The sequence below is a fragment of the Salinicoccus siamensis genome, assembly GCF_055391965.1.
Genome location: NZ_AP043765.1, coordinates 1,114,112 through 1,138,699 on the forward strand (window position 1 = coordinate 1,114,112; position 24,588 = coordinate 1,138,699).

Sequence of the window (24,588 nt, forward strand, 5' to 3'; positions counted from 1 at the left end):
AATATGTTTTCATTTTAATTTAAAGAGGCGGTCTGTGGCCTAATACGACCATGGTTGTATTATTAGGGCAGATATTTAATTTAATTGAAATATGGCGTAATTAGAATTAGAATGATAAAGAATGAATCGGTTAAGAGGTGAAAGTGTTGAGCGGGAAAAAATATACTATTGTAGATATGGATACTTGTATCGCATGTGGTGCATGTGGCGCGGCAGCACCTGATATATATGACTACGATGATGACGGCATCGCCTATGTCATCTTGGATGACAATAAAGGGACAGCAGTGGTTCCGGAAGAGTTGCTTGAAGATATGGAAGATGCCTTTGACGGATGCCCGACGGATTCCATAAAAGTTGAAGATGAACCATTTGATGGCGATCCTTTGAAATATGAATGATGATATTTAAATCACCTTGATCGGACCGATCAAGGTGATTTTTTCATTTTCTCAGTTTGGGAATCACTTTCGTATACACCAGATAGGCCACAAGGCCAACCAGTATACCTTTTATGATATTGAATGGAATGATTCCGGCAGTAATGATTGCACGTATATTCTCTATAAGATCACGCTGATCGATAATCAGGCCGTACGTGGGCAGCAGGACGAAATAATTCAACACAGCCATGGCCACTGTCAATGTAGTAATCCCTAAAACGAACCCTAGAATCAATGATTTTCTGGTCTTATATTTACTGTAGACGAAATATACGGGGAGCAAAAGTGAAAATGAGGCGAGAAGATTTGCTAAAGGGCCGATCGGCTCACTGGCCATGAGCAGTCCATACAATATAATCTTCATCAAAATCACAAGAGATCCTGCAACACCTCCAAAAAGCATGAAGCCTATGAAAGCAGGGATATCAGAAAAATCCACAGTCAGAAAAGGCGGTATAAGGGGTATCGGAAACTGTACAAGCATGAGTATGAAGGATAGGGCTGCTAGGATACTTATGATGATTAGCTTCTCCAGACGCGACCTTCTCATTTTCATCAATCCTCTCCAATAGTTTTTGGTAGTGTGATCCGGAATGTAGTGCCTGACCCGAATCTACTTTCCAGTTCAATGATGCCTCTATGCCTTTCAATGATACTTTTGACGATATAGAGACCCAACCCGGTACCATGCTGACCCCTGGTCCGCGATTCATCAACCTTATAGAAACGTTCGAAGATTCTAGCCTGATGCTCCGGTTTGATTCCTGTACCTGTGTCCCGGACCTCGATCGTCACTGAATGTGGCGATGACGATACATCCACGGTGATCTCATCTCCCGTTGAAGTATAGCGGATGGCATTGTCCAGGAGATTGGTCATCACTTGACTCAATTTATCGTAATCAAATTGGAAAATCAGCGGTCCGTCCAATGAATTCACCGAGAACTCTATGCCGTTTTCATTCATCTCATGTCTGAAGCGGCTTTTTAGCTTTTCAAGCAACAGATTAAAGTCGTTATCCATGATGTCGAAGAAATCGGAACGACTGTCCATGCGGGCTATTGTAATCAATTCATTGACCATCGTATTCATGCGATCTGATTCATCTTTGATGATGCCGATCATTTCCTTGATCTCATGCGGCTCTGTCACAATGTCGTCGAGGAGCGCCTCGGAATAGCCGCTCAACATGACCATCGGGGTTTTGAGTTCATGTGATACGTTGGCAATGAATTCAGAGCGCATTTTCTCAGCGCCCACTTCTTCAGTTATATCCCGTATGAGGAGTATCACTCCATACACTGTCTCCCCCTCTTTCACCGGGGTGTACGATAGTTGGAAATGACGGTGTTGCAGTTCTACCCTTTCGATGGTCGATTCACGCTTATCTGCCACTTCCTTGATGGCATCGTTGAAGCGTATGCTGCCCGATTCCGTACTCTGGAATATATGATTCATTTCATTTCCCTTATGGTTGCTGTAGATCAATTCTGCGCTACGGTTAAAGTATAATACACCTTCATTCATATAGGTGAATATTTGTTCGCGCAAATTTTTCTCATGGGTGATTTCCGATACATTATGTCTGATGTCATCGTTCATTTTATTAAAAGCAAGCGTAAGCTCGCCCAATTCATCGCGGCTTTTGACTTGAAGTTTATTATAGTCCCCCTTCGCTGTTCTGAATGCTGCATTCTTCAGGTTTATAAGCGGTCTTGTCAATCGGTTTATCAGAAAGAAGGCGAATAGGGTGGTGATGATGAACAGTACGAAAGCACTTGCAATGATTATGGTAGTCACTGCACGCATCGATTCATTGATGTCCTCCAGATCGCGGTATTTCAGAATAGCTGTATCTTTGTCAAAATAATCACTGAGATTGGAGACCTTGACCATATAATCATGGCCGTATATATCATTTAGGATGACTGTGCTTCCTTCACCTTCTTTATCAATCGTCTCCCGGAAGATCAATTCATCAGTGGCGGATTCTTCTGATAGGACAGTCCCATCCATATAGATGATGAGATTATCTTCCCTGAATAGTATTTCATCCGGATTATCGACATAATGTTCAGTCAGCACCATTTCTTCAACTCGTGACACTTCCTCCTGAAGGAGTGTTTCAGTGGAATTCAATACATAATTACGGAAATAGAGGCTCAATATGATGGATAATAAAATTAAAACTGTCGTTACTATCAGAATGATAGTCAACCACAGTTTTGTAACAACGCTATTAATGAACTTCATCAGTCGTTAACCTCGAATTTATAACCGATGCCCCATACAGTATGAATCATATTGCTTGCTTCTGGAGAGACTTTGTTGAGCTTTTCACGCAATCTCTTCACATGTGTATCGACAGTCCTGAGGTCACCGTAGAAATCGTAGTGCCATACTTCCCTTAATAATTCTTCCCTGTCGAAGACTTTATCGGGGCTGCGTGCCAGGAACAGCAGCAATTCATACTCTTTCGGCGTCAAGTTTATTTTTTCATCATCGGCCAGTACCCTATGGGCATCATTGTCAATCACAAGATGATTGTAGATGATGACATCTTTCGCGGTGGCATCAGCTTCTATGAAAGCTGTCTCAGATGAGCGGCGGAGGAGTGCCTTGACACGTAAGACAACCTCACGTGGGGAAAAAGGTTTGACGATGTAATCATCTGCCCCAACCTCAAACCCTTCAACCCGGTTATTTTCTTCACCTTTTGCGGTCAACATGATGATAGGTGTAGATTTTTGGGTCCTAAGACGTTTAGCCACTTCAATGCCATCCATTTTAGGCATCATGAGGTCCAGAAGGACGCAGTTAAAATCCTGTTCCATTGCAATTTCAAGAGCCTCTTCGCCGTCTTCGGCTTCAACAATCTCATATCCCTCGCGCACAAGGTACATATTGAGGAGCTTTCTGATGCGCTCCTCATCATCTACTACGAGAATTCTTTCAGTCATACAACCCCTCTTTCCATTTTATGCATAAGAGTGTAGTCCTGCTACAAGTAAGTTGATTGCAATCAGGTTGAAGAGTATCAGCAGGAAACCGATGATCGCAAGCCATGCGGATTTTTCCCCTTCGTATCCCCTATTCAATCTGAGGTGCAGGAATATCGTATAGAACATGAAGGTGATGAAAGCCCATGTTTCCTTAGGATCCCAACCCCAGAATCTGCTCCAGGCAATCTGTGCCCAAATGGCAGCGAAGAATATGCCGCCGAGGGCGAAGACTGGGAAGCCGATGATTACTGAACGGTAGCCAATTTCATCCATCAAATTCAGATCCGCTTTACTGGACCATGGCTTCAAAGCTGCAATTATGCGTTTCCTTAAAATCAGACGTACGATACCGTAGACGATCGTCCCCAGAATCACTGACCAGATTACAGTATTGAGTTTCTGTGAATCAATGATCGGCGGTAAATTGAGGCCGCTATGGAAATGTTCTGCTTCTTCATAATTATTATCCCCGACATTTTCGACCGCCACGGCACCTTCAAAATTAACCAGGCTCGGAAGATGGTACTCTGCCACTTGCGTCTGGCCCTGCTTATCTTGATAGATGAAGTCGTCTTGATAACCAATCACGTTCTGCATGATTAGTGTAGTTGCTATAAAAGTGACGACGATGACAATACCTGCCATAACAGCTTCAAGGAACCTTGCCCGCCACGACTTCTCAGTTGCCGGAACAGCTTTTAAGAGGTAGATCAGTCCAGCTACTGCACTCATGGATAGTATACCATAGGCCAAGGTGACTGTGATGACATGGATTGCAAGCCAACTACTCTGAAGTGCAGGTATAAGCGGCTCAACTTCCCTTGAGAACATACTGCCATAGGCCGTCAGAAGTAAGGATACCGGTAGTGCGAAAAGCCCGAATAAAGTGCTTCTGAAGTAGTAGTAGGTGATCAAATATCCTGCAATGAGCATGATTGCAAACATTGTAATGAATTCATACATATTTGATACTGGGGCGTGCCCTTGTGCAACCCATCTCAATATAAAATAGGACAGTTGCATAACAAAACCTATGACGACCATTATAAGAGCGATCTTTTCTGGCTTTTTGGATTTCGACTTGATGCTTGCTCCCAGAGGCAGCAATGCCACCAGATAAAGCAGAAAAGCCGCATACAGCAATGTGCTGCTTAATGTAACTAATTGAGATGCCATAAATATTACTCCTCGTCTTTATCAGTTTGCGCAACATCCAACTTATCGGAAACAGGTTCCATACCGCTGGATGCGAGCACTTCGTTCAATTCTTTTTTCATACCGAAGTAATTTTTATTCGTATGTGCAGCCATCAACAGCCCATCATCGGTCTTTATCCATATACGCCTATGGTTGATGTAGGAGCCAATTGCGAGTCCAATCAGGAATATGACGAACCCAGTGGCAATCAGAGGGATGGTATGGTCTTTTTTGACTGTGAGTACACTTGCAATATGCTCTTCTGCACCAACGAACCGAACGCTGTATTCATTGTCTTCAGTGATATCTGTGCTGTTCATTATTTGCAATAGGCTCAGCTCGCTGTCATTTCCATCCGTCACTTCAAATACAAATGCCGGGTTTCTTGGAACAGGAGTCTCTGATATGAGTGTACCATTCTCAGCGACTTCGAGGAAATCAGGCGAGTAAGCCCGCATATTTACATTGATGTCCTCTGTGATCGGGAAAGTCGACTCCGGATTTTTGAGGTTCACTGTAAAATTATCTCCGACAGTCTTACCTGAAGAATCTTCGAGTTTGAAAGTCATCGATTTCATCTGTGAATTGTCATAACTTGACTGATATACTTCATAAGAGTCGAAGCGGTACGGGTGGTTCACCTGGATGCTGGACTCGTCAATCGCTTTTAAATCCGGTGCGGAACCCACTATGTCGGCACTTTCATTCTCATAAAAAGTGATGTCAGTCTGGAAGTTACTGATGGCACTCGAACCTTCAGCCAATGCTTTTTGGAAGACCTCACCATCGCCTTTTTCATAAGTGTCTATGGTAAACTTTTCATTTTTAATATAATACTGGCCATCGGTGGTCGGAATCTCTTCGGTTTCCCCCTCATTGATGTAGAGAATTTCATCAACATACATCCCAGGGAAGAACCTTAGCATGCTGCCGAGGAGAAGCAGAATCAATCCTGTGTGGTTGATGTAGGGACCGTATCTTGAAAGTCTGCCCTTTTCAAGCAGATAATTCCCGTCCTCTTCCCTCACCTTATATCTCTTTTTGGCAAGACCATCGACCAGTTTATCAACTTTGCCGGCGTCTTCATCCATTGCAGAGAGCCTTTGTCTTCTGAAGAAAGTACTATGCTTTTTGACCCTCTGGTTTCTTAGTGACTTAAACAGCGGTATCCCTCTGTCTATGCTTGCCGCTATGATGGATAATGCAAGCATGCCATTCAGGACAAGGAACCACCAGGAGGAATAGAGGTTATGGAAACCGAGGGAGTAGTAGAGATATCCTAAAGAGCCGTAGTTTTCCTGATAATGTTCCGCGGGATCCACACCCATAGGGATGAAATATTCCTGCGGGAAGATGGTGCCGATTGCTGCTGCAATCGCGATTGCGAGTATGATGCTGACACCTACTTTAATTGAGGTGAAAAATATCCATATTTTATCGAATATACTCTTAGAGCGGGTTTTTGACCTTACGGCGCTGCCGTCATAACGCATCAAGTCTTTAATTTTGTCCTTGTCATAATCGTTGTCGATCATTTTACCGCAGGACTGGCAAAGTTGGGTCCCGGGCGGATTGACATGCCCACATGATTCACATCGTATGTCGTTGAGTTTCATTTTAAATCCATCCTATTCTATGGAAGCCTCTATAAAGGAGGCGATATCCTCATGATTCAATTGGTACTCTTGTTTTTTGACGACTACTCCATCCTTATTGACGGCGATGGTGGTAGGGAGCGGTCCGATGTTATATGCGTCGGTCACACTTTTTTCACTGTCCAGTGCTATAGGGAATTGCAGCTCCGCATCCAGACCGGAAATGAATTGTCTGATCTGTTGCTGGTTCTCACCGACGTTGACTGCGACGATTTCATAATCTTCATGGCCATCTATGTAAAAATCATTCATATCAGGCATTTCTTCGCGGCATGGTTTGCACCATGTGCCCCAGAAGTTCAGGATTACACCTTTTTCGGCAGTTAATTCCGACAGTTGGATGGTCTCACCTTCCAGTGTCGATAGTTTGAAATCTATGGCTTCGTCGCCGACATCCACAGTTTTTGTGCCCGAGGTCAGATTGAACCACAATGTGATACCGATAAGTAGCGTAATCAGTATTATGACACTGACCCTGAGCACGTTCCTGTTACTCTTCTTCATCCATTTCACCTACCTATACATAATGTCCATTATAGCATCATATAATTTAAGCCTACATGACAGTATTATGACAATTCTGTTTTACCTGGATTTGGCATTGGCGATCAATTTTTTGACTTCATGCGGCTTGAGGAAACGATACTCTCCTTCGCTCAGACCATCCAAAGTCAAAAAGTCGTAGTTGATACGTGTCAATTTCACAACATTAAGCCCAAAGTGTTCAAACATACGTCTAACTTGACGGTTCCGCCCTTCATGTATGGTGAGCTCAAGAATCATGTTCTTGTTGTTCTTGTCTCTAACGACTTTGAGTTTTGCAGGAGATGTCAGCCCATCATCGAGCCTGACGCCTTCACGCATCATTTTTTGCTGTTCCCTTTTTAGTACGCCATCGACTTTGACCCTGTATGTTTTGCTCATTTCATATTTCGGATGCGTCATGTACTGGGTGAATTCTCCGTCGTTCGTCAACAGAAGGATACCGGAAGTATCATAATCGAGCCGCCCTACCGGGTATAGGCGGACATCCATTTGCTGGAATGCATCTGTAACTGTTCTGCGTTGCCTGTCGTCTTCGACGGCAGAAATTTCGCCGCCTGGTTTGTAATAGAGGATGTAGACCTTCTCTTCAGTTTCAAGTGGCACGCCATCCACCTCTATCTTATCGGAATCAACCACTTTACTGCCGAGTTCCGATACTGTCTTGCCATTGACCTTGACACGTCCTCCCTTTATCAGGTCCTCAGCCTTTCTCCTTGATGTATAGCCACTGTCTGCAATTGCTTTTTGTAGACGCATTTCTTCCATTATTCTTCCTCCTTCATGTTTTCAAAAAATAAGTCGATTTCTTCTTGTTCTGAAATATCCGCTTGTGTAGGGAGTTCTTCCAAATCAGTCAATCCGAAAAGCTGCAAAAAGTAATCTGTCGTTACAAAATGGGCGGCCCGCGCATCCTGTATGTTCTTTTTGGCAATCAATCCTTTGCTCATCAAAGTGCTGACAGGCCCATCAGAATTGATTCCTCTCATCACTTCAATGTCCCCTCTCGAGAGGGGTTGGTTATAGGCAATTATCGATAAGACTTCAAGTGCAGCTTGTGACAGTTTCTGCTTCGGGCGGTCGCTGAGTACGCGTTCGACGTACTTCTCCATCGCTTGGGATGTCTTTAAAAAATATTTGTGGCCATGCCTTTGGATGATGAAGTTCGGTCTATCGTAACTCTCAGTCACTTTCTCCAGTTGTTCCTTAGTAATGGGAACGTGCATGATCAGTTGTTCTTCTTCCAGGCCTATATCACCTGCAATGTACAACAGCCCTTCTATAATTTCAATTTTTTCCATTACTCAAACAGCCTCTCAATTTTATAATCTCCCCCCTGCACCCTGCATATCCTCATTTGGCCTTCCTTGACATAATCCAGCAGTACTATGAATACAGCCACAACTTTGGATTTTGATTCATTAAAGTTGAAGAGTTCATGAAATGCAAGTGAGTCGCGATCTGTGAAATGCGCGTCAATGAAAGACTCGGCCATTTTACGGGTGTATCGTTCATGGTTGATGACAACGTTCTTTGGTTGACCTAGCGCAACCCTCGACCGTACTTTTTGGTAGGCGACAAGGAGTTCTGATATCGAAACATCCATTTCGTCTTCAGACACATCCACTTCTTCATACTCTTCTGGCGGCTTGATATACAAGCGCTCACTCTCTTGCTTCATCGTGGAAAGCTGCTCTGCATATTGTTTGAAATTTTGATATTCAATCAGTTGCTCCATCAACGATTCTCTTGGATCTTCGAACGGTTCCTCAGCGTAGGCGGGTTCGGGAAGAAGTGTATGACTCTTGATTTTCAGCAGCTCGCTGGCCATAAGCAGATATTCGCTTGCGACGTTGATTTCAAGTTCTTTCATTTCTTCAATGTATTCCATATACTGGCGGGTGAGCACCTTCATCGGTATATCATAGATATCAATTTCCAATTCTTTGATCAGATGAAGGAGGAGATCGAGAGGCCCTTCGAATACATCGAGGCGCACTTTATAACCATCCATAAAATAACCTCAATTGTTAGGAGCTGGCACAATGGACCGTACACAACTCTTAGATTTCTATAACGAACTCATTATAAAGCAAGATTACTTCGAATGCCATGAAATCATGGAGAGCCACTGGAAATCGAAGCCTGTTTTCACTAAGCATGATCCGGAAGTCTTTCTTATTTTGTTAGCAGTTGCAGAATATCATTACAGGCAAGGAAATACAGTGGGGGCCGCATGTTCCTATAACCGCGCCATCGCACTTTATGAAGCGCATGAATATGATCTTATTTCTTTAGGAATGGCTGAAAATCTTATCGCAATGATTCATGAAAGAAAGAAACATATTAAAACTACCCCCTTCATTCCCCTGCAATTCCCCCTCACAGTGGAGACGTGGTCGCACCTGCACATCATGCATGATCCATTGACGCCTATCGGGACATTCCGGGAGATGGCCATAAATATATTCGTACAGGATGAAGCAATAGTGTTCAAGCATAGGCTCAGGGATCGTTCTGGTGTAATTTCAGACCGGGAAGCGTCCATTAAAAAAAGAAAACATCACAAGTGATGTTTTCTATAGCACCATGACCCAATATCCAATCCCCCATGCGAGTGCTGCCAGGACGATCAGAATGAAGGTGAACTTTTTATTTCGCATGTGAGACAATCTCCTCAAACAGGCTTTTACCATGCGTTTTATACTCGATGTTGAAGTTTTCAGCGATGGTAGCTGCTAAGTCGCTGAAAGTCTCGGAATTGCGCAGTGCTCTATAGTTCATATCTTTTCCGGCTTTAATCAGGAGAGGGACTGACTCTCTTGTGTGGTCCGTGCCTTTGAAGGTAGGGTCATTACCGTGGTCAGCGGTAATGATGAGCAAATCGTCAGCCGCCAATCTGGAGACGATTTCGGGTAGCCTGTCGTCAAAAGCCTTCAACGCTTTGCTGTAGCCTTCAGAATCTCTCCTGTGACCATAGAGCGCATCAAAATCAACCAGATTGAGGAAAGAAAGACCTGTGAAATCGCGATCCATGACTTCGAGTAGCTTATCCACGCCATCTTCGTTATTTTTTGTTCTGACAGCATCTGTCACACCGGAACCTGTGAAGATATCGTTGATTTTGCCTACAGCAATTACATCATTGCCATTGTCTTCAAGCGCGTTCAACACAGTTCTGCCGAATGGTTCAAGCGCGTAGTCGTGCCTGTTTTCAGTACGTTTGAAGTTGTTTTTCGACTCCCCGATAAATGGCCTTGCAATGATGCGGCCCACCAGGAAATCCGGGTCGAGTGTCATCGCCCTGACCTTTTCACAAATCTCATAGAGTTCTTCAAGAGGCACAACATCTTCGTGAGCCGCAATTTGAAGGACTGGATCATTGGATGTGTAGATGATCAGGTCGCCTGTTTTCAGTTGATGCTCACCATATTCTTTTATGATATCCGTACCACTTGCCGGTTTGTTCCCTACAATGTCACGGCCTGTTGCTTCCCGGATTCGATCCAACAGAGCTTCAGGAAAACCATCTGGATAGACTTTAAAGGGTTTTTTGATATCGAGACCGGCGATTTCCCAGTGGCCCGTCATGGTGTCCTTACCTTGTGATACTTCATCCATTTTACTGTAGAATGCTTCAGTATCCTCCGGACAATCGATGCCAGGTAATGCGTCAATGCATCCCAGACCGAACTTTTCCAGGTTTGGCAGTTCTACAGGATATTGCTCGAGTGTATGTTTTAGTGTATGGGACCCTTCATCCCCGAAATCTTTGGCATCATGCTGCGCTCCGATTCCAACAGAATCAAGTACTACCAGATGTATTCTCTTAAACATGCTATCTCCTACTTTCTTGGATGGAATTGTTTGTACATTTCCCTGATTTTTACGGTCGAAATTTGTGTGTAGACTTGAGTAGTGCTGATATCGGAATGACCCAACATCTCTTGCACGGCCCTCAGGTCAGCACCGTTCTCAACAAGGTGGGTGGCGAAAGAATGCCTGAAGGTATGCGGTGTAATGTTTTTTCCAATGCCGCTCAGCACTTCATATTTTTTTATCGTCTTCCATAGTCCTTGGCGGGTGAAGCCCTTTCCCCTGTTCGTCAAAAAGAGTATATCGGTATTCTTATCCTTAAGTAAAGCCAACCGTCCTGATGAAATATATGATTCAAGAAGATCGCCTACATAGTCTGTAATTGGTACGATACGTTCCTTGTCCCCTTTTCCTTTTACGCGGATGAAACCAAGGTCCGTATTGATATCATTTGCCTTGATGTCGATCAATTCACTGACCCGGAGCCCCGAAGCATAGAGCAGTTCCATCATGGCACGGTCCCTTCTGCCCGCAATCGAGTCATTGGGAGTGGATAGCAGAGTTTCCATCTCTTCGACAGTCAAGTAGACGGGCAAGGTCTTGCCTTTCCTTATGGATTGGAGACGCAGTGCCGGATTATGTGCAGTGATATCATCATTGACCAGGAACTGATGGAAGTTTTTCAGTGTAGATTGCATGCGCGATAAAGTTTTGGCGCTTTTACCTTGACCATCCAACATCTTGAGGAATTGAATCAGGAATTCAGTGTCCAGCCGATTCAAGTCATCTATGGCAGAGTCGTTCAAATAAGTCTGATATTTTTTAAGATCTTGATGGTAAGATTCGATTGAAGATTGGCTCAGACCTTTCTCCACTCTCAGAAAGAGGAGGTATTCATCGATGTATGCATCAAAATTCATTTTTTTCGACTTCTTTCCTGGCAATCCCGGCATACGCCGTGGAAGGTCAAGCGGTGGTCCAGAACTTTGAAATTATAATCATTTTCAACTATCTTTTCCACGTCGCCAAGCAGATCTTCTTCAATTTCCTCAACTGCACCACATTCCATGCAGACAAGATGGTGATGGAAGTGTTCAGCCCCTTCTTTGCGGAGGTCATAACGGCTGACCCCGTCCCCGAAATTGATTTTATCGAGCACTTTCAGCTCGCTTAGGAGTTCCAATGTACGATAGACGGTTGCCAAGCCGATTTCCGGATATTTATCTTTCACTTTAAGAAAGACATCCTCTGCACTCAGATGATCCCTTTCGTTTTCGAGCAGGACCCGCACCGTGACTTCCCTCTGAGGGGTCAGTTTGTATTGGGCACCCTGCAGTGCCTCTTTGATTCTTTGAATCCTATTTTCCACGGGTTCACCCACTTTGTAATATAATCACAGACATTATAACGGATTTGTAAAAAATTTTAAAGGTGTTTAAAATGATTATAAATTGTGGGTGGCCAACACATGTTGGACTGCAACGATTGTTTTGGCATCTTTGAATGCCCCACTTTCGAGTTCCACCCTAAGCTGATCGAGGTCGATCTTCACAATGTCGAGGAATTCATCATCGTCCAGTTCCTGCGGCTTGAAGGATACATCTGCCGCTTCATAAAGATGGACATATTCATTGGAAAATCCAGGAGACACATAGAAAGATTGAATCTTCTTCAGTTCTCCGGCGGTGCCGCCGACTTCCTCCCTCAACTCTTTTCTAGCCGTTTCAATAGGCGCTTCACCTTCCTCGATCTTGCCTGCCGGGATTTCGAGCAGGAATTCTTCTGTTGATACCCTGTATTGTCTGACGAACAACATCTGGTGGTCCTGCACTGCAATCAGACATACAGCACCTTTATGATAGACGATTTCCCTATCAGCTTCGGCGCCGTTCGGCAATTTCACCCGACTGTGGTCCACTTTAATTACTTTGCCGTCGAATATTCGTTCGCTTGAAATCAGTTCTTCTTTAAGGTGATCATAGTGTTGGTCATTATCCATTTCATTACGCTCCATTATCAAGTTCTTTTAAAACCATATATTTATATTAACACACGTATGGCCTGCCATATAGTTTTCAGACGTATGAATAAAAGTAAATATGTGCAACTTGGGCGGCTGAATTGGTATAATCAAATCATATATTCAATGGAGGGAGAACCATATGCGACAACTAACTTTAAAAGATGGACTGCACATTTCCGAGTTTTCCTTGGGATGTATGAATCTACCACTTAACGATAAGAATGAGATGGAGAAGATCATTCAATTTGCATTGGAGTCGGGTATCACCCATTTTGATACTGCCGACCTCTATCAGTTCGGCAAAAACGAACAGGAATTGGGTAAAATACTGAATGCTTTCCGCTCTACCTATGATTTCACCATCGCATCAAAGGGAGGAAATGAATTCGATCAGAAGACACAGGAGAAAATAGGATGGAACCCTACGCCAAAGCATATCAAGTCAGCCATAAAAGACTCGATGCACCGTCTTGGAGTAGACCATATTGATCTATATCAACTCCATGGTGGGACCATTGAAGATAATAAAGAAGAAACCATCAGTGCATTCGACGATCTGAAGCAGGAAGGCGTAATCACAAGCTACGGCATATCATCGATACGGTTGAACGTCATCGATTATTACTTGCGCCACAGCGACATGTCGACAATCATGATGCAGTTCAACCCGTTGGATAATCGTCCTTTTGAAGTTGCAAACACCCTTAAAGAAGATGTTACGATCCTGGCACGCGGACCAGTCATGAAAGGCGCTCTCAGCAGCAGCTGGAGAAGTGTCATTGAAGAGAAATTCCCTGATGGATTCCTCGATTATTCCTACGAAGATCTGAAAGAAAGCCTGGAACGTCTGAGTGAAGTGGATGAAGATCTAACCGCATTGTCCTATGCGTTCCTCAAATATAATGAAGCTGTCATAGTCAATGGGGTGAGCAGCCTGAAACAGCTGAAGTCGAATATTGAAAGCTACAATAAAATGCCAGACCTGTCACAGGAAGAATACAAGGCAGTTCTCGATGCGGTGAAAATAATCAAATATGAGAAGCATCGGGCATGAGGAGTTTCTTAAAATGGGGAGCCGGTCTATCAGGCTCCCTTCTCGTATTACTTATCTCACTTGGCTATTACGCCTCGAGCCAGATCCTTTTCTTTAAACTACGGGACGTCGAGATCATCAAACGCAGGGAAACGCGCGCTAAGAGGCTCGATATGGACGAATTCAAAAAGTTGCCGCAAGATGATGTCCTCATATCTTCTAAATTCGACTACAGCATCAATGCCATCTTCACCCACCCTAACGAAACGAATAAATGGATGGTCCTGTGCCACGGGGTCACGGAGAATAAAATAAGTTCCATAAAATACCTCAATATGTTCACAGAAATGGGATACAATTGTGTCATCTACGATGCGAGGCGTCATGGGAACACAGGTGGACTTCATTCCACTTACGGCTTCTACGAAAAATATGATCTAGAGACAGTGATAGAATACCTTTTTGACCACTACGGACCTGATATCCAGGTGGGTGTGCATGGAGAATCTATGGGAGCGGCCACCATGCTGCTCTATGCAGGTGAATTATCGAACCGCGCCGAATTCTATATATCGGATGCTTCATTCTCCACTTTTGGAGATGAACTGACCCACATCTTCAGCCAATATACAAAAATCGGATCGCCTCTAGTGCTTATATTCACAAATATATTCTTCCGCCTGAGAAGCCGATTCTCACTCTTTAAAGTTTCCCCATACCGGGTGGTGGACAACATCAGGCAGCCGATACTCTTCATCCATTCGAAGCCTGATAAATTCATCCCATATACGCATACAAAAGAACTGTATAAAAGAAAAAAGCCGCCTAAGGCGGCTTGGTATCCCGAACGGGGCGGTCACGTTGAAAGTTTCAATCGCAATCCTGAAAAATATCGGCAGGTAATCGCTAGCTTCATTGCGAATCACGTGGGATGGTGATTTCCATGAAGTCATAGGCCAACAGCGTATTTTCAGGCAGCGTGCTGCTGACGCTGTTGATCTGCTCCTGGTCATAACGATTGCTGATATGGCTGAAAATCAGCTTTCCATATGAAATTGATGAAAAATTCTTTAGCACCTCGGACATTTCAGAATGGTAGTAAAGATGTGCTTTTTCGCCTTCTCCATCGAGATATGTTGCCTCATGGACGATAAGGTCTGATCCATCAACCAAATCCAGGTAATCCGGATGCTGGACCACCCTTGTATCACCATGGACTGCCACTTTCCTGCCTTCTGTCGGGGGATTCATGAATTCTGACGTATTGTATATCCGTCCATCGAATTCGAAAGTGTCCGACTGTTTTATCTCTTTATAGAAGGGACCAGGCTGTATGCCAAGTCGCTTCAATTCTTCATCTTTTAGGGCACCTGGCTTGTCTGGTTCAATGAATACATAAAGATAGCTCTCAATAGTGTGGTCCAGCAGATAGGATTTCACCTTGAAGCCATCTGCGTCAAACTCCATATTATGTGCAACCTCTATATAGTGAACCGGATAGTTCAGATGTGAAGCGCTTGTCCTTAAGGTCAGCTCCACCCACTCCTTCAAGCCGGCAGGTGCATAGATATATAAAGGCACCCCTTCCCCGCCTTGGTGGGCACGGGAAGAGAGAAACCCCGGCAGACCGAAGATATGATCACCATGGAGGTGGGTGATGAAGATGTGCTTGATTTTAGCCGGTCTTATCGTTGTGCTCATGATGCGATGCTGTAGTGCTTCAGAAGCATCAATGAGGAAATATTGGTTGAGCTCCTCGACCACATCCAATATATAGCTTTGGGTATTTCTTGATTTCGAAGGTATGCCCGCACCGGAGCCGAGTATTTTAAATTTCATGCAATCACCTATCATTAAATGTTGGTTCATTATATCATAGTTATGGAGTTGTGTTTTTCAGAATACAGTGGAATAATAATATAAGAAAATTTTTGATAAAAGGACTTGTTTGCATATGACCCAATCATTTAAAGCATCCATCGCATTGTTTGGCGCCACAGGGGACCTCTCAAGAAGAAAACTTCTGCCATCCATGTTCCATCTGTTCCAGGAAGGCTCATTGACACATGATTTCGCCATATTGGCGATAGGACGTAAAGATATGAATGATGAAGACTTCAGGGAAGTGGCCCGCACTTCCCTGCAAGATAACGAAAAGCTGGAAAGCCTTGAGGGGCTGGACTCCTTTTTGAGCTGCATTCATTATGTGCAGGTAGACATCACCGATGTCGACAGCTATTCGACATTGAAGGATAAATTTGAGAGTGTCGAGTCATCAGTCGACACGGAAGGGAACAGATTGTTCTATTTGGCGATGCCCCCTCAATTCTTTACGGTCATTACGGATAATCTCCGGCGTTCAGGTGTCACAGAGACCAAGGGTTATAAGAAACTGATAATCGAAAAGCCATTTGGCAGGGATTATGAAAGTGCCTATAGATTGAACCAGGACATCTCCAAAACATTTGAAGAGCATGAAATATACAGAATAGATCACTATTTGGGGAAAGAGATGGTTCAGAATATTGAAGTCATCCGTTTCAGCAATAGTTTGTTCGAACCATTGTGGAACAACCACTACATCTCAAATATCCAAATCACTTCTTCTGAATCCTTGGGTGTACTTGACCGCGGGGAGTATTACGAAAGAAGCGGCGCAGTCCGGGATATGTTCCAAAACCATATGCTTCAGATCGTCTCACTGCTTGGCATGGAACCACCGATCAGTTTAAGCAGTGATGATATCCGCGATGAAAAGATTAAAGTTCTGAAGAGCATTAGAAAAATAGATAAGAAGGATGTAAAGAATCATTTTGTACGCGGTCAATATGATGAAGGGACAGTAGATGGTGAGTATGTCTGCAAATACAGGGATGAAGAAGATGTCAGCGAAACCTCCAACACCCCGACTTTCATTGCCGCCCGCCTCTTTATAGATAACTTCAGATGGGCAGGCGTTCCTTTCTATATCCGTACCGGTAAGAGGATGAGGAATAAGGAGACGAAAATCGTTGTGGAATTTAAAGAAGTGCCAAAGAATCTGTATTATCAAAACGAGCAGGACGATATACTCTCTAAAAATCTTCTCATTTTACGCATTCAGCCTGACGAAAGCATCTCTTTGCAGCTTAACGTCAAAGACCATGGCAGTGAAAAGGATACAAAGGAAATTAAACTCTCCTATGCAATCGATAATAAAGACCTTGCGCGTACAGTAGATGCGTATGAGAATCTGATATATGACTGTCTGAACGGGGACGCAGCAAACTTTACCCACTATGAAGAATTGATGAATGCCTGGCAATTCGTAGATTCGATCAACCAGGTATGGGAGACCGACATCGCTCCGTTTCCAAACTACAGGGCGGGCTCCGACGGGCCTGTCAAAAGCAATCTGCTCCTCTCGAAAGATGGGTTCAAATGGTGGAATGTATAGAAATGAAGTGAGGTTAATATGCAAACAGTAAATTTTGTAGAGAGGTTCATTATATATATAGAAGACCATATCAGGGAGAATATAGATTATGATGAAGTGCTCCTTGATATGTCCGTAGAACCGAAATCATTCATCACAATCTTTTCCTCATTGGTCGGGTTCAGCCCCTACGAGTATCAGATGAGGCGCAAAATGACGGAGATTGCATATGAATTGGAGGCAGGACATAGACGACTGATCGATATATCCAAGCAGTATGGTTTTCATGACATCGAGCAGTTCAAGAAAACATATCGGGAAGCGTTTGGGATTTCGCCCTACGAGACTGAAAAGTATTTTCACACACTGGATCTTACGGAACGCATATCCTTTGAAGTGGTTCCGGTCGAACGGCCAAAATACCGTTCCACGGAGAAGTATATTGAAGGGTTCAGAATCATAGGTGCCGTCCGCCGCTTTTCGGTAGATCATTACAGTACTTTGATGAAGTATGATTTTTTGTCATACCTCGAAGATAATCATGTGCTCGAGGAACTCCTCAAGTATAATGACGGCCATATTAAAGGCATCGTACTTCTTGAGAGGTATATAGGGGGTAAGATGGAATTGATGATTGGCGTTTCCTCCTACTCCCCTGCACCATTTGAAGAGACTTATACGGAATCCGGCGATTATGTGATCTTCGAGTCGGAAGGGAATCCGGAAGTCGTCAGTGAAGACATCTATCGCTATATATTCCGTAGGTGGCGATTCAAGGAAGAGCGCGAGCTGAATTGTGCCTATTCCATGGAGTTGATCAAAAGTAGAAGTCTGTTCTTCTCTGAAAACAGCAAAGTACAAGTATGGCAACGTTTATCTGATTAATGAAAACGCAGTGTGAAGTTGATTTCAATCAACCTCACACTGCGTTTTTTTACTGTTGCCAGTCGGTATGGAAAGCGCCTGGCTTATCGATTCTTTCATAGGTGTGTGCACCAAAGTAATCACGTTGGGCTTGAATCATATTGCTGGACACACGCTTTTGCTTCATGCTGTCAAAGTAAGAGAGTGCACTCAAGAAACCAGGCACTGGAATTTCATTTTCGATCGCCTTGATGGCAATGCGCCTTAGACTAGGATGTGCTTTCTTTACCACGGATTTGAAATAGTCATCAAGAAGCAGATTATCGAGTTCAGGGTCTTTTTCATATGCTCTATTGATCTCTTCAAGGAAGTGGGCCCGGATGATGCATCCGGCTCTCCAGATCATGGAGATCTCTCCCAACTGCAGATTCCATTCGTAGATGTCGCTTGCTTCTTTCAATAGGCGGAAACCTTGTGAATAGCTCATCAGTTTACTTATATATAAGGCATTTTTCAAGTCTTCAAGGATTTCATTCTTGTCTTCTTGCGGGAGCGCTCCCATTTCGGCATCATACGCCTGATTGATCTGCGCACGCTCATCAATCAGACTTGAGAGGCATCTTGAGAATACACTGTCAGTAATGATGGAAAGCGGGATGCCCAGTTTCAGACCTTCTATACCAGTCCATTTGCCCGTGCCTTTTTGCCCGGCCTTATCCAAGATGAGGTCAATGATATATTCACCGTCCTCATTCTTGAATTCAAGGATGCGTGCAGTGATTTCAATCAGATAACTGTTCAAATCACCTTGATTCCATTCGTCGAACACTTCACTCATCTCTTTATTGCTCATGCGGAGGCCATGCTTCATGAAATAGTAGCTCTCTGAAATGAGTTCCATATCGGCGTATTCTATGCCGTTATGGATCATCTTGACATAGTGACCGCTACCATCATTGCCGATATAGGTGACACAGGGCTTACCATCGTCCGCCTTGGCTGAAATTTTTTCCAGTATATCTTTAACATTGTCATAGGCTGATTTTTGGCCGCCCGGCATTAAAGAAGGACCATTCAAGGCACCTTCTTCTCCCCCACTGACGCCCATGCCAATGAAATTGATGCCCAACGCCGTCAAATGGCCGTTGCGGCGCTGTGTATTCTCATACTGTTCATTACCACCATCTATCAGCGTATCCCCCTCTTCCAGCAAGGGGGCTATTTGTGAGATGGTCTTATCGGTCACTTCACCTGCCTTAACAAGAAGCAATATGTTGCGAGGTTTTTTAAGGCTCTTTACAAAGGATTCCAGGGAGGAAGAAACTGATACTCCTTCTTCCTTCAGTTCCAAGATCCTGTTTTTCCTCACATCTTCGTAAAAGTCGAATGTAGTAACATCAAATTCATTCCGGGCCATATTCTTGGAGATGTTTGCGCCCATAACCCCCAAGCCGACCACGCCGATATCATACAGCATATATGCTACTCCTTATCACTTTGGACTTTGATGATGCCTGTAACGAGTTCAGCGACCTTGACGAGTTCTTCGACCGGGATGCGTTCCTCGGTAGTGTGGATGTTTTCATATCCGACGCCGAGTATTACTGTATCTATTCCATGTCCGGCGAAGATGTTGCCATCACTGCCGCCCCCGAGGCTGATTAAATCAGGTGTCCTGCCAATGTTTTCGATGGCTTTGACAGCTGTGGTCACTACTTCAGACTCTTTCCCGGCATCCAATGCAGCATACATGACCTCGGGCTTGATTTCTGCATGCCCGCCCATCTCTGATGCAGTTGTTTCAAATACGTCCTTCATATGCGCCACTTGTTTTTCCATCTTATCGGCATCAAGGCTGCGCGCCTCTGCCAGAAGGTAGACGTGATCTGTGACCACGTTGGTTGCGCCACCGCCTTCAAATCGACCGATATTCGCTGTGGTTTCAGAATCGATGCGGCCGAGCTTCATCTGGCTGATAGCCTTGGCGGCAATGTTTATGGCACTAACGCCCTCTTCAGGTGCCACACCTGCATGTGCTTTCTTACCATGGATATTCACTTCAATCTTACTCTGTGTTGGTGCCGTAGTCACTACAGTGCCGACTTTGCCTGTAGAGTCTATGGCATAACCAAAACGACTTTTCAAACGCGAGGCGTCAAATGCCTTGGCGCCCACCAAGCCAGATTCTTCCCCGACTGTAATTACAAATTCAACATCGCCATGTGGGATTTCAGACTCCTTGATTGTGCGGATGGATTCTATGATGGCTGCAATTCCGGCCTTGTCATCTGCACCAAGTATAGTAGTCCCATCGCTTACGATATAACCATCTTCGATGGCTGGTTTAATATTTTTTCCGGGTGCCACCGTATCCATATGAACCGTGAAATAAAGTGGCTCTGCTCCAGTGTTGCCGGCCATCCTCACAAGGATGTTTCCTGCCCCATATCCCGTATTCTTTTGGGTATCGTCTTCTTTTGCTTCAACGCCCATTTCCCTGAAGGTGTTCAGCAGATAATCTGCAATTTCCCTCTCTTCTCCAGTTTCGGAATCGATTTGAACCATTTCCATGAATTGCGAAGTCAATCTTTCTTGATTCATTGTGTGTGCCTCCTGTTACTGAGTTGATTGTAGATGTTCAGTGTATTATAATGTAATGAGTAAAGAATTAAGGATGATTCCATGCAAAATAAGAAAATGCAGAGAGTAGTAATCTGGTTTATGATCTTTCTGATAGTGATTTCTGGTGTCCTTTTCGGCATCAGCATGCTCACTGCGATCTAATCAAATTAAAGAGGTCCCTCGGGACCTCTTTAATTTGATTAGATATCTTTGCCATGCTCCTCAAACCAAGCCTGCAGATCCATGATTACACTCATGGTTTCATGGCCTTCAATGTTATGGCGCTCTATCATATCTACAATCTTTCCGTCCTTAAAGAGTGCGAATGATGGTGAAGAAGGCAGGAAATCCGGTGCCTTTTCCCTGACATGCTCAGTGGCTTCCTTATCCTGGCCGGCAAAGACCGTAAGCAGTTGGTCAGGAAGCTTATCATAGTTGAGTGCATGCTTTGCTGCCGGACGTGCAATTCCGCCGGCACAACCACAGACTGAATTGACCATCACCAGAGCCGTCCCTTCCTTAAGAAGATGCTCATCCACTTCTTCGGGTGTCGTCATTTCAGTATAACCCGCTTCCCTCATTTCGCTTCTTGCAGTAGTGACAATATCATTCATGTACATGTTGAAATCCATATTCATTGCAAAAATCCCTTCTTCCAGTCCTTATGATCCAAAGCATATGCAAAGGATTTGATGACTCAATTCTATATTCAATCACTCTTTTTGTAAAGCTTAATAGACTGAAGTATGTTCAATGGAATAGGCTTCAATACGCTGTTTGACTGCTTTCAGGAATTGTCCCGCCACAAGGCCATCCAATATGCGGTGATCAATGGATAGGCAGAGGTTGACCATGTCCCTTACTGCAATCATATCGTCTATGATCACAGGCTTCTTGACGATTGATTCCACTTGCAGTATGGCTGCTTGGGGATGATTGATGATTCCCATTGATTGGACCGATCCGAATGCGCCAGTGTTGTTGACAGTAAAGGTGCCGTTCTTCATATGGTCTTGGGTCAGTGCATGCCTACGGCCGAGAGAGGCGAGCTCGCTCACCTGCTTTGCTATCCCTTTGATTGATAGATCGTCAGCATTCTTGATTACTGGAACATACAACTTATCATCTCCTGCGACAGCAATGGAAATATTGATATCCTTATTGACGACGATCTTATCATCTTGCCATGAACTGTTGAGCATTGGATACTCTTTCAAGGTTTCAGCCACAGCTTTAACAAAAAAGCTGAAGAACGTCAGATTATACCCTTCACTTTCTTTAAAGGCATTCTTATGCTTGTTTCTGACATTGACTAAATTGGTCGCATCGACTTCCATCATCAGCCAGGCATGTGGAATCTCCTGACTGGATTGGACCATCTTATTGGCGATTGCTTTGCGTACTCCCGTTACCGGAATCTCTTCACCTGGAGTCGTAGAAGCTTCTGCAGGCGCCACAGGTTCAGGGCGACTTGGAGAATCGGCCTCTTTATGTTCTTCTTGTTTAGACTCCACTGGGGCAGTGCTGCCGGATTCTATCGCAGCCATAATATCTTTCTTTGTAATCCGACCTTCAAACCCAGTGCCTTCAACCGTTTTAAGGTCGATATCATTCTCTTCGGCTAAGCGCATGACTACAGGAGAAATACGCATCTTCTGCCCCTTAGTTTTTGTGTTTTTTTCTTCTTTGGGATTCTCATCCACCGTCTCTACGCTTGACTCCTCAGACTCTGAAACGGGTTCTGCATTTGAATCCCCTTCCGTCTCCATCATGCAGATGGGCGTGCCTACCTCGACAGTATCTCCCTCGTCAACCAGCAATTCTTTGATTGTACCGTCAAATACAGAGGGGACCTCAGCGGTGACTTTGTCGGTTATGACTTCACACAAAGGCTCGTATTCTTCTATTTTATCGCCCGGTTTCACCAGCCACCTTTCTATCGTTCCTTCAGTGACACTCTCACCAAGCTTTGGCATAAGCACCTTTTCCATTACTCTTTTCCTCCTTAGTGTTCGGCAAGTTCCATCATTTTTGCTTCTATCTTGTCCGGGTTGATCATGAAAAAATCTTCCATCGGCGGAGAATATGGCATTGCCGGGACATCTGGTCCTGCCAGACGCATTATCGGAGCATCGAGATCATACAGGCAGTTCTCTCCTACAATGGCTGATACCTCGCTCATCACGCTACCTTCGAGGTTATCCTCGGTCACCAGAAGTACTTTACCTGTTTTGGATGCGGCTTCTATAATGCTTTCCTTGTCCAGCGGATAGATGGTGCGCAAGTCCAGAATCTCTGTTTCATAACCCTTCTTGGAAAGTCTCTCAGCAGCCTGCATGGCATAATTGACGCACAGGCCATAAGTTATGACTGTAATGTCGTCGCCTTCACGCTTGACATCAGCTTTGCCGATCGGCACAGTATATTCGCCTTCAGGAACATCTTCTTTAAGGAGGCGGTATGCCTTCTTATGCTCGAAGAAGAGCACCGGATCATTATCGCGGATTGCGGAAATGAGCAGTCCTTTAGCGTCGGAAGGAGTGGATGGGACGACCACCTTCAACCCCGGTGTCGAGGTGAAGATCGTTTCTATCGACTGCGAATGGTAAAGGGCGCCATGGATCCCACCGCCGAAAGGAGAACGTATCACCATCGGGCAATTCCAGTCGTTGTTGGAACGGTATCTGATTTTCGCCGCTTCGTTTAAAATCTGGTTTGTCGCAGGCAGAATGTATTCTGCGAATTGTATTTCAGCAACCGGTCTCTTACCCATCATTGCTGCGCCAATGCTTGTGCCGACAATGTTGGATTCTGCAAGAGGTGTGTCGAGACAGCGCATTTCTCCATACTTTTCCTGGAGACCTTCAGTAACTTTGAAGACACCGCCCTTTTTGCCGACATCCTCCCCCAGTACAAATACACTATCGTCTTTTCCCATCTCATAATCCAGTGCCTGATGTATTGCTTGCAGATAGGATGTCTTAGCCATTGTTTACCTCCTCATATACATGCGTCAGCGCTTCCCTGGCATCCGGATAAGGTGCGTTTTCTGCAGCCTTGGTCGCATCAGTGACGATTTTTTTAACTTCGGCCTCGAGAGTCTCAAACCACTCATCATCCGCAACTTCATGCTCTTTGATATAGGCTTTAAATCGCATGAGGCAATCCTCTTCCTTCAGCTCACCTTTTTCCCTGTAGCTGTCGTCGTCATCAGAGGAATGAGCAGTCAGCCGCGTGGACATTGCCTCTATAAGAGTGCCGCCTTCGCCATTCATTGCGCGCTCCCTAGCCTCTTTGACTGCCTTATAGACGGCAATCGGATCATTCCCGTCTATATGCTCTCCGTGCATTCCATATCCAATTGCACGATCGGACAACTTGTCTGCACCATATTGAAGCTCCACCGGTACACTTATGGCGTATTTATTATTTTCTATGATGCATATAAATGGCAGGTTATGTACGCCTACAAAGTTTAACCCTTCGTGGAAGTCGCCCTGGTTCGATGACCCTTCGCCGAGTGTCGTCAGAGCAACGCGCTTTTCATCGTCCATCTTGAACTTGAAGCTGGCACCGACTGCGTGAAGGACCTGGGTCGCAACACAGGAACCCTGGGTCATGATGTTATTACTTTTCTTACTGAAGTGTGAAGGCATCTGTTTGCCGCCACTTGAAACATCACCTTTTTTTGCAAAAGCAAAAAGCATGGTCTCTTCAGCCGTCATGCCGAAATGCGTCACGAGAGCGAGGTCCCTGTAATAGGGGCTGATTACATCAACTGCTGTATCGAGCGCATACCCTGCCCCTACTTGAGTCGCTTCCTGACCTTGGCATGAAATGACGAAAGGCAGTTTCCCCGCACGGTTCAAAAGCCACATCCTTTCATCCAGCCTTCTTGCAAGGTGCATGGTCCTATACATTTCCTTTAAATCATCGGGGGCGAGCCCCGCTTCTCTATAATCCAACACGATAAAT

27 protein-coding genes are annotated in these 24,588 nt (G+C 44.5%); 7 read left to right on the forward strand and 20 right to left on the reverse strand.

What is annotated here, in order from left to right:
- The first annotated feature begins 176 nt into the window (after positions 1-176).
- Positions 177-401, forward strand: coding sequence for a 4Fe-4S domain-containing protein (locus ACZ5LF_RS05775; RefSeq protein WP_380569626.1), 225 nt, complete (start codon positions 177-179; stop codon positions 399-401).
- 43 nt (positions 402-444) lie between these two features.
- On the opposite strand, the gene ACZ5LF_RS05780 is transcribed toward ACZ5LF_RS05775, so the two are convergent.
- The 9 genes from ACZ5LF_RS05780 to ACZ5LF_RS05820 all read right to left on the reverse strand — a co-directional run bounded on the left by ACZ5LF_RS05780 (position 445) and on the right by ACZ5LF_RS05820 (position 8,854).
- On the reverse strand, positions 445-999 hold the full coding sequence (locus tag ACZ5LF_RS05780; protein WP_380569515.1) for an ECF transporter S component: 555 nt from the start codon (positions 997-999) through the stop codon (positions 445-447).
- The gene (locus tag ACZ5LF_RS05785) at positions 999-2,696 is read right to left on the reverse strand and encodes a HAMP domain-containing sensor histidine kinase (RefSeq protein ID WP_380569516.1); all 1,698 of its coding nucleotides are present in this window, start codon (positions 2,694-2,696) and stop codon (positions 999-1,001) included. The genes ACZ5LF_RS05780 and ACZ5LF_RS05785 overlap by 1 nt, the downstream gene beginning before the upstream one ends.
- The gene (locus ACZ5LF_RS05790) at positions 2,696-3,403 is read right to left on the reverse strand and encodes a response regulator (protein WP_380569517.1); all 708 of its coding nucleotides are present in this window, start codon (positions 3,401-3,403) and stop codon (positions 2,696-2,698) included. The genes ACZ5LF_RS05785 and ACZ5LF_RS05790 overlap by 1 nt, the downstream gene beginning before the upstream one ends.
- 18 nt (positions 3,404-3,421) lie before the next feature.
- Positions 3,422-4,621, reverse strand: a complete 1,200-nt coding sequence (ccsB, locus tag ACZ5LF_RS05795; protein WP_380569518.1) for a c-type cytochrome biogenesis protein CcsB — start codon at positions 4,619-4,621, stop codon at positions 3,422-3,424.
- A gap of 5 nt (positions 4,622-4,626) precedes the next feature.
- On the reverse strand, positions 4,627-6,258 hold the full coding sequence (locus ACZ5LF_RS05800; RefSeq protein WP_380569519.1) for a cytochrome c biogenesis ResB family protein: 1,632 nt from the start codon (positions 6,256-6,258) through the stop codon (positions 4,627-4,629).
- Between the two features lie 12 nt (positions 6,259-6,270).
- On the reverse strand, positions 6,271-6,801 hold the full coding sequence (locus ACZ5LF_RS05805) for a redoxin domain-containing protein (RefSeq protein ID WP_380569520.1): 531 nt from the start codon (positions 6,799-6,801) through the stop codon (positions 6,271-6,273).
- 81 nt (positions 6,802-6,882) lie between these two features.
- The gene (locus ACZ5LF_RS05810; protein WP_380569521.1) at positions 6,883-7,608 is read right to left on the reverse strand and encodes a pseudouridine synthase; all 726 of its coding nucleotides are present in this window, start codon (positions 7,606-7,608) and stop codon (positions 6,883-6,885) included.
- Positions 7,608-8,141, reverse strand: a complete 534-nt coding sequence (scpB, locus tag ACZ5LF_RS05815) for an SMC-Scp complex subunit ScpB (RefSeq protein ID WP_380569522.1) — start codon at positions 8,139-8,141, stop codon at positions 7,608-7,610. Before scpB ends, ACZ5LF_RS05810 begins: the two co-directional genes overlap by 1 nt.
- Entirely contained in the window at positions 8,141-8,854 is a 714-nt protein-coding gene (locus tag ACZ5LF_RS05820; protein ID WP_380569523.1) for a segregation and condensation protein A, read from the reverse strand. The genes scpB and ACZ5LF_RS05820 overlap by 1 nt, the downstream gene beginning before the upstream one ends.
- Before the next feature lie 31 nt (positions 8,855-8,885).
- Here ACZ5LF_RS05820 and ACZ5LF_RS05825 point away from each other — a divergent pair, with 31 nt between their 5' ends.
- Complete coding sequence (locus ACZ5LF_RS05825) at positions 8,886-9,413, forward strand: DUF309 domain-containing protein (RefSeq protein WP_380569524.1); 528 nt, start codon at positions 8,886-8,888, stop codon at positions 9,411-9,413.
- 79 nt (positions 9,414-9,492) lie between these two features.
- On the opposite strand, the gene deoB is transcribed toward ACZ5LF_RS05825, so the two are convergent.
- From deoB to ACZ5LF_RS05845, 4 genes are all read right to left on the reverse strand, one after another.
- On the reverse strand, positions 9,493-10,677 hold the full coding sequence (gene deoB / locus ACZ5LF_RS05830) for a phosphopentomutase (protein ID WP_380569525.1): 1,185 nt from the start codon (positions 10,675-10,677) through the stop codon (positions 9,493-9,495).
- A gap of 8 nt (positions 10,678-10,685) precedes the next feature.
- Positions 10,686-11,576 (reverse strand): site-specific tyrosine recombinase XerD, encoded by an 891-nt coding sequence (xerD, locus tag ACZ5LF_RS05835; protein WP_380569526.1) that lies wholly within the window; start codon positions 11,574-11,576, stop codon positions 10,686-10,688.
- On the reverse strand, positions 11,573-12,025 hold the full coding sequence (gene fur, locus ACZ5LF_RS05840) for a ferric iron uptake transcriptional regulator (protein ID WP_380569527.1): 453 nt from the start codon (positions 12,023-12,025) through the stop codon (positions 11,573-11,575). The genes xerD and fur overlap by 4 nt, the downstream gene beginning before the upstream one ends.
- Positions 12,026-12,100: 75 nt before the next feature.
- Positions 12,101-12,655, reverse strand: a complete 555-nt coding sequence (locus tag ACZ5LF_RS05845) for an NUDIX hydrolase (protein ID WP_380569528.1) — start codon at positions 12,653-12,655, stop codon at positions 12,101-12,103.
- A 163-nt stretch (positions 12,656-12,818) separates the two neighbouring features.
- On the opposite strand from ACZ5LF_RS05845, the gene ACZ5LF_RS05850 reads away from it, so the two are divergent.
- Both ACZ5LF_RS05850 and ACZ5LF_RS05855 read left to right on the forward strand, forming a co-directional pair.
- Positions 12,819-13,733, forward strand: a complete 915-nt coding sequence (locus ACZ5LF_RS05850) for an aldo/keto reductase (protein ID WP_380569529.1) — start codon at positions 12,819-12,821, stop codon at positions 13,731-13,733.
- On the forward strand, positions 13,730-14,650 hold the full coding sequence (locus ACZ5LF_RS05855; protein ID WP_380569530.1) for an alpha/beta hydrolase: 921 nt from the start codon (positions 13,730-13,732) through the stop codon (positions 14,648-14,650). Before ACZ5LF_RS05850 ends, ACZ5LF_RS05855 begins: the two co-directional genes overlap by 4 nt.
- On the opposite strand, the gene ACZ5LF_RS05860 is transcribed toward ACZ5LF_RS05855, so the two are convergent.
- Entirely contained in the window at positions 14,625-15,551 is a 927-nt protein-coding gene (locus tag ACZ5LF_RS05860) for an MBL fold metallo-hydrolase (RefSeq protein WP_380569531.1), read from the reverse strand. The genes ACZ5LF_RS05855 and ACZ5LF_RS05860 overlap by 26 nt on opposite strands.
- A gap of 115 nt (positions 15,552-15,666) precedes the next feature.
- Here ACZ5LF_RS05860 and zwf point away from each other — a divergent pair, with 115 nt between their 5' ends.
- Both zwf and ACZ5LF_RS05870 read left to right on the forward strand, forming a co-directional pair.
- The gene (zwf, locus tag ACZ5LF_RS05865; protein WP_380569532.1) at positions 15,667-17,148 is read left to right on the forward strand and encodes a glucose-6-phosphate dehydrogenase; all 1,482 of its coding nucleotides are present in this window, start codon (positions 15,667-15,669) and stop codon (positions 17,146-17,148) included.
- 18 nt (positions 17,149-17,166) lie between these two features.
- On the forward strand, positions 17,167-18,012 hold the full coding sequence (locus ACZ5LF_RS05870; RefSeq protein ID WP_380569533.1) for a helix-turn-helix domain-containing protein: 846 nt from the start codon (positions 17,167-17,169) through the stop codon (positions 18,010-18,012).
- Between the two features lie 49 nt (positions 18,013-18,061).
- Here ACZ5LF_RS05870 and gndA read toward each other — a convergent pair whose 3' ends face one another.
- Entirely contained in the window at positions 18,062-19,468 is a 1,407-nt protein-coding gene (gndA, locus tag ACZ5LF_RS05875) for an NADP-dependent phosphogluconate dehydrogenase (protein ID WP_380569534.1), read from the reverse strand.
- 5 nt (positions 19,469-19,473) lie between these two features.
- Positions 19,474-20,592 (reverse strand): M20/M25/M40 family metallo-hydrolase, encoded by a 1,119-nt coding sequence (locus ACZ5LF_RS05880; RefSeq protein ID WP_380569535.1) that lies wholly within the window; start codon positions 20,590-20,592, stop codon positions 19,474-19,476.
- Positions 20,593-20,673: 81 nt separating this feature from the next.
- Here ACZ5LF_RS05880 and prli42 point away from each other — a divergent pair, with 81 nt between their 5' ends.
- Positions 20,674-20,775 (forward strand): stressosome-associated protein Prli42, encoded by a 102-nt coding sequence (gene prli42, locus ACZ5LF_RS05885; RefSeq protein WP_344702891.1) that lies wholly within the window; start codon positions 20,674-20,676, stop codon positions 20,773-20,775.
- 38 nt (positions 20,776-20,813) lie between these two features.
- Here the strand turns inward: prli42 and ACZ5LF_RS05890 are convergent, their stop codons facing one another.
- From ACZ5LF_RS05890 to ACZ5LF_RS05905, 4 genes are all read right to left on the reverse strand, one after another.
- Positions 20,814-21,251 (reverse strand): BrxA/BrxB family bacilliredoxin, encoded by a 438-nt coding sequence (locus tag ACZ5LF_RS05890; protein ID WP_344702889.1) that lies wholly within the window; start codon positions 21,249-21,251, stop codon positions 20,814-20,816.
- A gap of 93 nt (positions 21,252-21,344) precedes the next feature.
- Entirely contained in the window at positions 21,345-22,604 is a 1,260-nt protein-coding gene (locus tag ACZ5LF_RS05895) for a dihydrolipoamide acetyltransferase family protein (protein WP_380569536.1), read from the reverse strand.
- A 14-nt stretch (positions 22,605-22,618) separates the two neighbouring features.
- Positions 22,619-23,602 (reverse strand): alpha-ketoacid dehydrogenase subunit beta, encoded by a 984-nt coding sequence (locus tag ACZ5LF_RS05900; protein ID WP_380569537.1) that lies wholly within the window; start codon positions 23,600-23,602, stop codon positions 22,619-22,621.
- Positions 23,595-24,581 carry a thiamine pyrophosphate-dependent dehydrogenase E1 component subunit alpha gene (locus ACZ5LF_RS05905; protein ID WP_380569538.1) on the reverse strand — a complete coding sequence of 329 codons (987 nt, stop codon included), beginning with the start codon at positions 24,579-24,581 and terminating at the stop codon, positions 23,595-23,597. Before ACZ5LF_RS05905 ends, ACZ5LF_RS05900 begins: the two co-directional genes overlap by 8 nt.
- Positions 24,582-24,588: the final 7 nt, after the last annotated feature.